9 protein-coding genes are annotated in these 12,615 nt (G+C 62.7%); 3 read left to right on the forward strand and 6 right to left on the reverse strand.

Annotated features, from left to right (window positions below; genetic code table 11):
- On the forward strand, positions 1 to 1,431 hold the full coding sequence (locus tag PMI42_RS22465; RefSeq protein WP_008138267.1) for a PepSY domain-containing protein: 1,431 nt from the start codon (positions 1 to 3) through the stop codon (positions 1,429 to 1,431).
- Between the two features lie 117 nt (positions 1,432 to 1,548).
- Here PMI42_RS22465 and PMI42_RS22470 read toward each other — a convergent pair whose 3' ends face one another.
- Positions 1,549 to 2,946, reverse strand: coding sequence for an amidase (locus tag PMI42_RS22470; RefSeq protein WP_008138269.1), 1,398 nt, complete (start codon positions 2,944 to 2,946; stop codon positions 1,549 to 1,551).
- Positions 2,927 to 4,123: an MFS transporter gene (locus PMI42_RS22475; RefSeq protein ID WP_008138271.1), complete on the reverse strand. Its 1,197-nt coding sequence runs from the start codon at positions 4,121 to 4,123 to the stop codon at positions 2,927 to 2,929. The genes PMI42_RS22470 and PMI42_RS22475 overlap by 20 nt, the downstream gene beginning before the upstream one ends.
- 29 nt (positions 4,124 to 4,152) lie before the next feature.
- Here PMI42_RS22475 and PMI42_RS22480 point away from each other — a divergent pair, with 29 nt between their 5' ends.
- Entirely contained in the window at positions 4,153 to 4,488 is a 336-nt protein-coding gene (locus PMI42_RS22480; RefSeq protein ID WP_008138273.1) for a hydroxyisourate hydrolase, read from the forward strand.
- A 252-nt stretch (positions 4,489 to 4,740) separates the two neighbouring features.
- Positions 4,741 to 8,238 carry an NACHT domain-containing protein gene (locus PMI42_RS22485; RefSeq protein WP_157195814.1) on the forward strand — a complete coding sequence of 1,166 codons (3,498 nt, stop codon included), beginning with the start codon at positions 4,741 to 4,743 and terminating at the stop codon, positions 8,236 to 8,238.
- Between the two features lie 77 nt (positions 8,239 to 8,315).
- Here the strand turns inward: PMI42_RS22485 and PMI42_RS22490 are convergent, their stop codons facing one another.
- The 4 genes from PMI42_RS22490 to PMI42_RS22505 all read right to left on the reverse strand — a co-directional run bounded on the left by PMI42_RS22490 (position 8,316) and on the right by PMI42_RS22505 (position 12,369).
- Positions 8,316 to 9,131: an ABC transporter permease gene (locus PMI42_RS22490; RefSeq protein WP_008138276.1), complete on the reverse strand. Its 816-nt coding sequence runs from the start codon at positions 9,129 to 9,131 to the stop codon at positions 8,316 to 8,318.
- Positions 9,131 to 9,994: an ABC transporter permease gene (locus PMI42_RS22495; RefSeq protein WP_008138279.1), complete on the reverse strand. Its 864-nt coding sequence runs from the start codon at positions 9,992 to 9,994 to the stop codon at positions 9,131 to 9,133. The genes PMI42_RS22490 and PMI42_RS22495 overlap by 1 nt, the downstream gene beginning before the upstream one ends.
- A 209-nt stretch (positions 9,995 to 10,203) precedes the next feature.
- Complete coding sequence (locus PMI42_RS22500) at positions 10,204 to 11,250, reverse strand: ABC transporter substrate-binding protein (RefSeq protein WP_008138281.1); 1,047 nt, start codon at positions 11,248 to 11,250, stop codon at positions 10,204 to 10,206.
- 24 nt (positions 11,251 to 11,274) lie between these two features.
- Entirely contained in the window at positions 11,275 to 12,369 is a 1,095-nt protein-coding gene (locus PMI42_RS22505; protein WP_008138283.1) for an ABC transporter ATP-binding protein, read from the reverse strand.
- Between the last annotated feature and the right edge of the window lie 246 nt (positions 12,370 to 12,615).

A 12,615-nucleotide genomic window follows, 5' to 3' on the forward strand; every position in this document is an offset into this window, starting at 1 on the left:
ATGATGGGCGCGATCGTCCTGCTGCATCGCTGGCTCGGGATCGCGTTCTGCCTGCTGTTCGCGATGTGGTTCGCGACCGGGATGGTGATGCACTTCGTTCCGTTTCCGTCGCTGACGGAGGCGGAGCGATTTGCCGGGCTGGGGCCGGTGACGCGCGGAGAGGCGATCAAGACGGTCGCCGATGCGGTCGCCGCAAGCGGCATCACCGACGCCAAGCGCGTCCGCTTGATCCAGCGAAGCGACGGGCCGGTCTACATCGTGTCGGGTCCATCGCGACTTCGTGCGGTGCGCGCGTCCGACGGGCAGGATGCATCGGTGTCGTCGCCCGAGGTCGCGCTCGCCATCGTGCGGGCTGATGCGCGCCAGCGCGGGCTCGATGCAGGGCATGCGGCGATTATCGCTCGTTCGGACTACGACCAATGGAGCGTGCCGAACGGCTTTGATCGGCACCGGCCGCTGTTTCGCGTGGCCCTTGGCGATGACGCGGGAACGGAGGTCTACGTCTCGTCGCGGACCGGCGAGGTCGTGCTGGATACGACGCGGGGCGAACGCGGCTGGAATCTTGCGGGCAGCGTGCTGCACTGGATCTACCCGACGGTCCTCAGAAGCAATTGGGCGCTATGGGATCGCGTGGTCTGGACGCTGTCGCTGCTGGCGCTGATCGGGGCGGCGCTGGGCGCGGTGCTCGGGATCGTGCGGATGAAGATGCGAGGCCCCCGGATCGCAACGCCTTATCGGGGCTGGCACGCGCTGCATCACGTCATCGGTCTCATCGCGACAGGTTTCGTGCTGACCTGGATCTTCAGCGGCTGGCTCTCGATGGACCACGGCCGGTTGTTCTCGCGGGGGCAATTGACCGCGGCTGAGGACGGTGTGATCAATGCCGCGCCGGGCTGGGCCGAAGCCGTGTCGTTCGATCACACGCCGATATCGGCGCTGGCTCGTGAGGTCGAATGGTTCGGCTTCGGAGGCGATCTCTATCGGCGCGAGCGGATAGGTCTCGAGAAGCAGGTTGTGCTCGGACCTGATGGTGGGGAGGCGCTTGTCATCGGCGCGCAGGCGGTCGGAAGCTTCATGGCGCGGCTTGCGACGGGGTGCGATGCGCCGTCCATCCTCGCGGGCAATGACGACTATCCCGCACAGTCCACGGTCCCCGGCGCGCCCGTCTATCGCTCCCGCTGCGGCGATGTCTGGCTCGATATCGACGGTGCCGACGGCCGCGTGCTGCAAAGACTGGATGCCTCGCGGCGGGCCTATCGCTGGGTCTACGGTGCGCTCCACACGCTCGATTTTCCAATCCTCGTGGCGCATCCACGCCTGCGCGATGTCCTGATCGTGGGCCTCTGTGCGCTCGGGCTGGTGTTCTCGATGACAGGCATCGTCATCGGCTGGCGGCGGCTGCGTCTGTCTTTCGCCGGCCAGGACGCCTGATCAAACACAAAGTTCGAAAACAACCCCATGCACAGTAGCCGGCGGCAATGGAATCAATGGCTTACACAGATTTTAGCGGCGACTTGACCCGTCGGGCAAAACAGGGCTATATTGCTATTATTCCGAAATCACCGCGCTGCCCGAAAACGAGGCCTGCAACTGCGCCTCGATCTGCCGCGCGGCGCGCAGCAGTGTGCGGTCCTGGCCGCGCCGGGCGATGATCTGGAGGCCGAAGGGAAGGCCGTTTGCGTCGGTGCCGCAGGGAATTGAGATCGCCGGCAGGCGGGCATGATTGACGAAGGGCGTGAACACCGCATGCCCGCGCGGGCTCGCGGGACGGCCGCCGATCATGTCGGGGCCGAGCTGGGTGAACGGCCAGGCGACGCAGGGCACTGTCGGCGCCAGCAGCAGGTCGGTCTCGGTGAAGAAGGCTGCGAACGCATTGGCGATCATGGCGCTCGCCACCAGCGCGCCAGCGACGTCGGTGCCCGACCAGGACAGCCCCCGCTCGATCTGCCTGGCGATGTCAGGATCGAAGACGGCCGGGTCCTTGCGGAAGGTGTCGCCATAGAGGGCGGCGAGGCCGGCGTGCTGGAGAGGCATGATGGCGTCTTCGGTTGCGCCGGCCGGCCAGACGGGATCGCGCTGCGTGATGCGCAGGCCCGTGGCGGCGAGACGCGCAACGGCGGAGGCGATGCCATTCGCGACGACATCATCGACGGCGACGTCGAGCCCGAGACGTGGCGAAAACGCGATGCGCAAGTCCGCGATGTCCTGCGCTTCTTGCGCGATGTCGGCGGAATCCGGATCGCGCGGATCGATGCCGGCCATGGCCTCGAACGCTAGCGCGATATCGGCAACATCGGTTGCGATCGGCGCGATGACGGAGAGGCCGAAGAACGGCTCGGCGAAACCTGGCCCATAGGGGATGGCACCGTAGGATGGCTTGAAGCCGGCGACGCCGACATGGGCCGGCGGCCTGCGGCTGGAGCCGCCCGCATCGGTGCCGATCGCGAGCGGCACGAGGCCGGCTGCAACGGCAGCGGCGGGTCCACCCGATGAGCCGCCGGGCGTCAGCGCGGGATCGAGCGGATGCCGTGTTGGCCCATAGAGCTGAGAGGTGGTGACGCCCTTGCTGGCGAATTCGGATGTTGCACCAATGCCAACGACGACCGCGCCGGCGTTGCGCAGGCGCTCGATCGCGATCGCATCGCGTGGTGCGACGAAATCACGGAACAAGCGCGAGCCTTGCGTAATGCGCCAGCCGCCAACCCAGATGTTGTCCTTGACGATGACGGGGACGCCGGCGAGCGGAAGTATCTCACCGGAGCGCAGGCGATCGTCAACCGCGGCGGCATCGGCGAGCGTGCGTGCGGGATCGACCGTCACCACCGCGTTCAAAGACCTGGCGGCGTCTATGCGGTCGAGGGCGGCCTTCGCCGTCTCGACGGCGCTCGTTCGCCAGGCCGTGACGTCGGCCGCGATCTCGCGTGCGCTATTTTTTCGCTGTGTCATGGCCTCCCCACGCCAGTGCAACTGTGCCTGCGAGCGCGAGGCAGGCCAGGGTAAAGAAAGCCGCGCCGAGACTGGCTGCGCCATCGAGGATCGACACCAGCGCCGGTGCGGCGAGCAGGCCCAAATAGGACGCCGTCAGCACCGCGCCGGTGGTCTCGCCGATCCGGTCCTGCGGGGCGAGGCGGGCGATCTCGGCGATGAAGACGCCGTTCCATCCCGAGGCTGTCAGGCCGAACAACGCGGCAATCGCAAACTGGCCGGTGCGACCGAGCGATGCGCCATCGAGGCCGAGCAGCGCGGCGCAGAAGGCCATGCCGAGGCCGATGACGACGAGCACGGCGCGGGAGGCGTCGAGGCGCATGGCGAGATAGCCCCAGCCGAGCCGGCCGACGAGGCCGCCGGCTTGTGCGCAGGCGAGCGCCATGCCGGCCTCGATGTGGGTCAATCCGAGTTCGCGGGTGCCGAGCGTGACGAAGACGGTATTGAGCGACACCTGCATCGCGCTGAACGGCATTGAGGCCAGCGCCAGCATCGCGATCCGCCGGTCCGCGGTCACCAGCGCCAGCCGCGCACGCAGATCGAGCTTCGGCGGCGGCACGATCTTGATTGCATAGGCCGGCCGCAGCCGTTCGAACAGCACGATCGCGAGCAGCGCGCAGGCGCCGACCGCCGCATAGCACCAGGCCGGCCCAAGCCAGATGGCGATGGCGGGCAGGGCCAGCGAGCCGCAGACCGCGCCGATCTGGTTGCCGGTCTGGCGCACCGAGAAGACGAAGGCGCGCCGCTCGGCGGTCACGAGCCGCGCCAGCAGCGCTGCGCTCGCGGGCGTCTCCGGCCCCATGGCAAGACCGAGGCAGAGCCCCGCTGCGAGCAGCGCGGCGGTCGATCCGAGCGAGGCCAGTGCCATGCCGACGATGATCGCCGCTGCGCAAAAGGTTGCGATCCGCAGCGAGCCGAGCCGGGCGATGAAGCCGCCGCCCCAGAACGAGGCGGGGATGCCGACCGCGAATATCGCACAGGAGAACATCGAGAGCTGCCAGACCTCGATATGGGCACGCGGCGCCACCACGCCGGGCGCGAACATCGCGAGGGCGACGATGGCCTGAAGCGAGGTCATCGCCGCCAGGGCCGGCAGCAGCGCCGGCGCTGGCCGAATGGCCGTGTTTGCGTCTACCATGGCGGCGCGCTTACGGGAGGGACAGCAAGGTGGCAGGCGGCATTTCCATTCACGCGGTCGATGTGGCGAGCGGGCGTCCGGCGCAGGGGCTGCGCGTCGAGATCTGGCGGATCGACCCGGACTCCTCGCGCGTCGCCGACGGGCGGCTCGGCGCCAATGGCGTGCTCGATCATCCCATTGCCCAGGGCGCTGGGGTGACGGCAGGCGAGTACGAAGTCCTGTTTCATCTCGGGGAGTTCTTTGGCGACAGCGATGGCTTTCTCACAGTGACGCCGTTCCGCTTTCGCATCAAGGATGTCAACGAGCATTTTCATCTGCCGCTGAAATTCACCCGCTGGGGCTATTCGCTGTTTCGCGGCGCGTGAAGCGCGATGAGACAAGGACGCGGTGCGATAAACGCGGATGTCCGGTCTTGGAGGCAAGGCGGAGTAATCCCGCTCTTTCAGATGGTGACCGGTTTGGACCTGAAACAGACTTTAGCCGACCAATCGGACGCGCGATAGGCATGATCAGCTACTTCGCCGGACATCCGTCAATACTCGGTCCTCGTGCTATCTATTTGGCTCTCGCCCAGCGTATATCTTCCATCGTAAGTTAGTTCGCATCGAATAGACAAGGTGAGCATCATGCATTCCGGGCGCACACGAAGCACAATCTCGGCGCTGTGTTTTTTGGCATGCCTAAGCAGTTCGCCGGTCGTTTGCGAGGAGGCGCCACCAAGCTGGCGAGTCGAAGGCTTAAAAGCGGCGTTGAAGGATGTGGATATCGATGTCCGTGTCTTCGCCCTGCGTGAAGCCCTAGACGCAGGTGCGGCCACTTCAGTCCAGCAATCCATGCCAGAAATCGTTAGTCAGCTCTTGAGCCAGCTTTTTTCGTCCGGGCGTAGTGCACACACCAGCCTAGCGCTTCAGGCGTTGATGAAGATGCCGGAGCAGGTGCCAATCTACGAACCCAAAATTCGAAGCCTACTGACCGAAGACTGGAGTGGAGCAGCACTAGCCGCAAGCATTCTGGCTGACGCGAACCTTTTGCGCCAAGAAGACGTAGCGAAGCTTGAAAGGCTTTTCGATCCAGCTCGCTTTATTGCGACAACAGCTTCATCTGCACTGAAGGCGTTGCAGCGAGCGCAATTGCTTACCGAAGAACACGGCAGGCGCATCGCTAAGGTGTTGACGACCGCCCCAGCGAACATGACCGTTGCCGAAGCTGCCAACATCTTGCTCGATATTAAGATGCTCGAAAGCGAGGATGTTGAGGTTATCAAGAAGCGGCTCTCGTCAATTGATCCCGCCGCCGATTCGATCAATTATCACGTATTGGCCTCTGTCTTGATGCGCGCAGGAGTACTCGACGACCAACTTGTGAAAGCATTGGAAGCCATTCTCCGTACGCCCAATTACGAAAAACAATTCGCGGCCGCCCAGACCGTTAAGATTTCTCCGGAGCTTACAGAACGTTTCAGCGTGTTGTTCGTGGCCGAACTTGGAAATTACCGGCTGAAAGATTGGAACGCGCTCGTTCCAGCAATCCAGTTCCTTGGAAAGGGCAATACCCTGGATCTGTCGGCTGTCGAAGCACTGGCAGGAGCAGACAATATCGAGCTGGTGCGCCTTGGCATCGCGACACTTAGCTCATTCGACGCACTCAGACCCTCGGATCGTCCCGCCGCGATCCGCCTTCTGAACGATGCCGACACAACGAAAAAATTGCTTGGGGCAAGTGCTTTGATAAAGCTTGGACCCGATCCGGCTCGTATCGGCCATGCGCTGTCGCCACTGATAGATTCGGCCGATGACTCGGTAGCAGTCAGCGCTTTCGCTAACTTATCGGTCGCGAAGGCTCTCGACAGATCGTACCTTCCAACACTCAAGAAGCTCTTTCTCACCTCATCACGCATCGGAATATTCCCCCTCGCGAATGCAATATGTGAACTCGCCAGCGCGGATCCCGACGTCACTTCAAAGATGAATGAGATTCTAGGTAAAGGACCGCAGTGGGAGGTGCAGTACGCGGCGATAACGCTCCAGCGTTGCGGTGGCTTATCGGACGAGAACATACTGACGATAGCGGATTGGATAAAGGGGGCGGACCCGATCGGAACCGATAGCACGCTGCTGACAAAACTAGCAGAGCTTGGTCCTAAAGCTAAAATCATTTCGAACAAAATCGTGGACTTGCTTCCCTTGACGAGAGCTTCGGATGGTGGGCTGTCTGGAATGCTCGCACATGCGGATGATCGTTATCTGCATAAGTTACCAATGGCCGTTCTTATCGCGAGTGGTCCCCACGATAAGCGGACGCTGGCCAGGATCATGATGCATGCTCATGCGGGAGGATTTGCCCAGTCGGACCTTACCGCGTTTGCCTATGAGCTGAGTGGCGGCAAAAGGGAACAGTTAGATTTCCTAGCACTTCTTCGTACGGGGGAGACGCCAGGTGTTGTAACTACCGAGGATCGTCGCGCCAAGTTGGCAGCGCTTCTCTTGGCATGGAACGTGGTCGGTGCAGAACCACACCCGATGAAGACGTTCCTGGCCCGTCGCGCTTCCTCGGTCGCCCGCAACGGCAGCTGGACGGCCTCTGACCTCTCGACGCTCAAAAGCTGGAGCGAGCGACTGGGGGAAGCAAAATTCCAGGACGAGGCCGAGGTGTTCAACCGGGAGCTTGAAAAGATATTAACCTGGGAAAAGCTGCTTAGCGTCACAAGAGTCGGCGGGCTCGTCGTTCTATCGCACATGACCTTCTGGGTATTGCTGCTACTCTTCTACCGGCGCTCCAAGCCGGTGCAGGCGATTTTCTTTTGGAATCCATTGGTCCGCAAGATTGGAGGATTGGGCTATGTCGGCCTACTTCTTACGTGGGTGCCTTTCCTTCGGCGGCAGCTGCTGTTTCCTTTCACTGAAAGACTAATCGAAGACGCCAATGTTGAAGCTATCGATCTGAAACGCTACTTCCACAAGCGCAGCGTGGCTCTGGCGGATGGATCTAAAGCGCCGCTTCAGAGTGAAATTGCAGAGATACGCGGCCAGATCGTTTTGATCGGCGATTCAGGTATCGGAAAGTCCATGCACTTGCGCTTGCTCTGCAAGAGCGCGGTTCGGCCCACCGTCTTTCTGCGGGCTTCGGCGTGTTCAGATGGGCCGATGAAAGAAATTCAGAAGAGACTTAAGGGTTTGGCTGGCGACGAGGTGTTTCTTAGCCAAATCATATATGCAGGCGCGCTCGATGTGTGCATAGACGCGCTCAATGAGGCGCCCCGCGCCACATTGAAGAAGATAGACGATTTTCTAAGCGACTTCACTGCGGGAAACATCCTTGTTGCAACACAGAATTTCGGCTGGGAGCCGCCGAGCAGCGCGAGGTGCTACGAGCTTCAACCGCTCGCGAGAGACGATATCAAGGAGTTCCTTCAGTCGGAGATTTCGAGCCATTCGGGCATGTCGACGGCTGCACATGAGGCCCAAGTCGAGAATTACTTGGAATACGCGCTTGCGGAATCTCGGCCGATATCGGTTGTTCGCTTGCATTTAGCCATTCTGTCGAACCCGTTCGATGCGTCAATTGTCGCAACGATGCTGAACGAGGGGGTAACACCTCATCCGTACGGAATTGTGCGTCAGCAAATCTCTCTTGCGCTCTCACGCTTTCAGCAGAGGCGTGCTGGTTCCGCATTTCCGGAAGCAGCTTTCGCACATGAAGTTTATCAAGCTCTCACTGTTGAGAACAGCGACTTAGCGTTGTCGGCGAAGTATGTTGATGAACTGGCCGAGTTTGCGGAGCGACGTATTGTTGTCATCTTCAGGATAGGCAACGACGGAACCGATCGTCGTTGGTATTTTCGCCATGACCGCTATCGCGCCTGGTTTCTTGCTAAGGCGATGCTGGCTGATGAGGCGTTGATAAGGCAACACCTCGGAGACCCACGGTTCCAAAATGCCTATGAGATTTTGGCGTCGCTCTTGCCGCCTTCCGAAGCGGATTTGCTTCGCGAGGAATTTGTTGAGCATGCGGTGGTGTCGAGCGACTTGTTGCCGCTGCAGAGATTTGTCCGACTTCTGGGCGAACGGAAGATCGCGGAGGCCTCGGATTATGATGCACTCGAACGCACGGGATGAGTTGTTTATTGGTGTTGAACAAACATGACCGTAGCTCGGTGGTCATCAACGCGGTTGCGTCCGGAACGCCCTAGGTTTTAGTTCGTCAGCCGCCGCGACAGGCCCGTGACGCGCTCCATCACCGCGACCAGCGCGACGGTCGCGATGATCAGCACGCCCGATAGCGCTGCGATGGTGACGTCGAGCTTGCCCTCTAGGTCCTGCCACATCCGGATCGGCAGCATGTCGGTGGCGGCATCGCGCAGGAACAGCGAGACCGGCACGTTGTCGAACGACGACATGAAGGCGATGAAGGCGCCTGCGATGATGCCCGGCCGGATCAGCGGCAGCACGATGCGCCGGAAGGTGTAGATGCGGCTCGCGCCCAGCACCGCCGAGCTTTCGAGCAGGGTCGGTTCCAGCTGGGCGAGCGCGGCAACCGTGTTGCGCACGACATAGGGCACGCAGACCACGGTGTGGCCGATCACCAGCGTCAGTGGCGACACCGGCAGGCCGACCAGCGAGAACAGCATCAGCGCGGCGAGACCAAAAGCCAGTGCCGGCAGCACCAGTGGTGACATGAAGAGGGAATCGAGCAGCCGCGCCGACAGTCTCGGCGAGCGCGAGATCGCAAGCGCGGCCGCGACGCCGAGCACGACGGAGAGACCCGTCGCCCACAGTGCCACGATGAGGCTGTTCTTCGCCGCAAAGTGCAGCTGCCAGGCATTCCACAATTCGGCGTACCAGCGCAGCGAATAGCCCGGTGGCGGGAATCGCAGCGAGAAGCCGCTGGTGAAGGAGACGATCAGCACCACCAGCGACGGCGCGATGATGATGATCAGCGCGATGATCGCGATCACGGTCATCACGAATTCGAAGCTGAAGGCCTCCAGGGTACGCTTGCGCCCGCTCATCACGTGCCTCCATAGCCGCGCGACAGGCGGCCGAGCGTGGTGAAGACGGAGACGACCGCGAGCACGGCGAGCAGGAAGATGATCGAGATCGCGGAGGCGAAGGGCCAGTTCTGCAGCGTCGAGGCCTGCTGGTAGAGATACATCGGCATGAACAGCATCTGCCCGCCGCCGATCAGCGACTGGGTGATGAAGGCGGTGATCGCCGCGGCATAGGTCAGCGTGCAGCCGGCGATCACGCCGGGCAGCGACAGCGGCAGCACGACGCGGAAGAACGTGCGCCAGCTGCCGGCGCCGAGCGAGCAGGAGGCATCGTCGAGATTGGGATCGATGCGGCCGAGCGCGGTGATCAGCGGCAATGTCATCAGCGGCATCTGCACCTGCGCCAGCGCGATCACCACGCCGAACTGGGTGTAGAGCAGCTTTAAGGGCGTATCGATGATCCCAAGGGATTGCAGCGTCGCGTTGATGATGCCCTGTCGGCCCAGGATGACAATCCAGGCGAAGGTACGGACCACGACGCTGGTCAGCAGCGGGAGCAGCACGATCAGGATGATGATGGTCTGAAGCTTTGGTCCGACCCGCTGATAGAGCCAGGCGATGGGAAAGCCGAGCACGAGGCAGACAGCCGTCACCTCGGCGCCCAGCAGCAGCGTCGAGCCGAGCACGCTGAGGCTGAAGGGGTCGGTGAGGAAGTGGAGGTACTGGCCGAGCCCCCAATGGAGCGCGGCCGTGTCGTTGTGCAGGGAGAGCCAGAGCAGTTGCAGCAGCGGCGCCACGAAGAAGACCAGGAAGAACAGCGCCAGCGGCGCTGCCAATCCCATCCCGTAGGAGGTGACGTCCCGTGTTGCTGGTGCTGCGCCCATCGCCATTCCTCGAATGTTCTAGGATGAAATGGTCTTAAGTTGAATCAATCGGCCGCGGACTCGGTGCACCTCTCCCGCTTGCGGGAGAGGTCGGCGCAACGCGCCGGGTGAGGGCTCTCTCCTCTTGGGGATTGTCCCAATGCGGAGATACCCTCTCCCCAACCCTCCCCCGCAAGCGGGGGAGGGAGTAGACTTCCCTCGTTTTTGCACTAGATCTTGATCTCGCGGTTGAAGCGTTCGATCCAGGCCGAGCGCTGCTCGTTGATCTTCTTCCAGTCCTGGAACACGAATTTCTGCTTCAGCTCGGCGGTGTCCTTGGCGAGCACCCGCGCGATCTCGCCGCCCATCGTCACCTTCGAATTGGTGGGAACGATCAGGTAGGGCGGGTTCATCAGCGTGGTCTGCACCTCCGGCGTCAGCGACGCCTCGATCAGCTTGAAGGCAAGCTCGCGGTTCGGCGAGTTCTTGACGATGTGGATCGTGGTCTTGAAGGCGATGGCGCCTTCCTTCGGCGCCACGAACTCGACCGGCACGCCGCGCGCTTTCAGGATCTGGATGGCGTTGAAATTGCCAGGCGAGATATCGATCTGGCCCTGCTGGAACAGGGTTGCGAGCGCGCCGGGATTGGCGGCGACGGCCGCGAGATTGGGCTTCAGCTCCTCGATCGCCTTGAAGCCGGGATCGACATTGGCTTCCGAGCCGCCGCGCATCTTGGCGATCTCGACCAGCCAGCCGGTGCCGAGCGTCGAGTTGAGATTGGTGATGCCGACGCGGCCCTTGAACTCGGGCTTCCAGAGATCGGCCCAGGAGGTCGGCGGCGTCTTGACGGCTTCCGGATTGTAGGTGAGGCCGACGACCTGGAAGAACGGGGCGGGACCCATCGGCTCCTGCGCTTCGGCGATCAGGTCCTTGTAGTAGGCGCTCTTCTCGACCGGATAGGGTTCGACCAGGTCCTGGCCGATGGCGACGAGGGCCGGACCGGGATCGTGCAGCATGACGTCGATCGGCGGATTGGCTTTTGCGGCATTGACCTTCGCGATCTGGTCGACCGAGAGCATGGGATCGAGCACCATCGCGGCATCGGCGTTCGCTTTCCGGAACGCCGGCACCAGCACGGCCTTGTGCGCTTCTTCCCAGCTTCCCGTAAAAGTCGCGAACACCAGCGGGCGGGCCTGGGCGTAGCTCAGCCCGGGAAACGCCTTCATGGCGCCGAGTGTGAGGGCGGTCGTCATCAGGCTGCGGCGGTTCATGATCATGGTCGAACTCCCTATGGACTGGATCTAAAGCGTTGCTGGAAAAGCGTTGGCGAGCGATGGGGCGAGCGGGGCGAGGCGCACCGCGGCGCCACTCTCCAGCGCGCGCGTCTCGCCGATGCGTGCCTGGGATACCTTGACGCCGAAGCCGTCGGCGGTCGTGACCTCGTGCACGACGGTGGCCCCCAGCGGCAGCGACATGCCGACGACGCCGGCAAAGCCGGTCTCGTCACCGACGAATTGCAGATGTTCGGGCCGGATGCAGACGGTGACGCGGCCGCCTTCGCTGAGCGTGCCGCCCGCGGGCCGTGCAATGATCTCCGCGCCGGCATCGAGGCGGACTTTTGCGGCCGTGCGATCGGCCGAGACGACCACGCCGGGCATGCGGTTGCTGGAGCCGACAAAGGTGTTCACGAACAGGGTCTGCGGACGGTCGTAGACGTCGGATGGCGATCCGAACTGTTCGAGCTTGCCGTGGCTCAGCACGGCGACGCGGTCGGCCATCGAGAGTGCTTCTTCCTGGTCATGCGTCACGATCAGCGTGGTGATGCCGGAGACGCGTTGCAGCCGCTTGATCTCGATCTGCATGTCGAGCCGGAGATTCTTGTCCAGCGCGGCAAAGGGCTCGTCGAGCAGAAGGATCGACGGCTTGATCGCCAGCGCGCGGGCGAGCGCGACGCGCTGCTGCTGACCGCCGGAGAGCTGCCGCGGCAACCGCTCGCTCATGGTCGGCAGTTGCACCAGCTCCAGCAGCCGCTGCGCCTCGCGCTGGCGGGTCGCCTTGTCGATGCCGCGGGCGGCCAGTCCATAGCCGACATTGTCGCTGACGGTGAGATGCGGAAACAGCGCATAGTTCTGGAACACGATGCCGACCGCGCGCTTGTTCGGCGGCAGCGCATCGACGATGTCGTCGCCGATGATGATGCGTCCCTGGGTCTGTGCGATGAAGCCGGCGATGATGCGCAGCAGGGTGGTCTTGCCGCAGCCGGAGGGGCCGAGCAGGGCGATGATCTCGCCGCCCTTGATGTCGAGATTGATGTTCTCGACCGCGAGCGCGCCGCTCGGATAGCGGTGGGTGACGGCGTCGACGACCAGCGATCGGCCGCCTTGCATTTCAGCCATGGTGTTGCCTCCCGTTGCCCCAGAGAAGAAAGCAAGTCTCGTGCCCGCCGCGCTCGCCTTTCGATGCGAGGTTTGGCATTGTGGCGCCATGACATCGATTTGCGATCTCTCCGCCACAACCCTTGCGCGCGCGATTGCCCGCGGTGAGCTGTCCTCGCGTGAGGCCGTCGAGGCGCATCTGATGCGGATTGCGCGCAGCGACGTGCAATTGGCGGCCTTCGTCACGGTCGATGCGGAGGGCGCCCG

Origin of the sequence: Bradyrhizobium sp. YR681, from assembly GCF_000282615.1 — a bacterium.
In the GTDB taxonomy this organism is placed as follows: Bacteria; Pseudomonadota; Alphaproteobacteria; order Rhizobiales; family Xanthobacteraceae; genus Bradyrhizobium.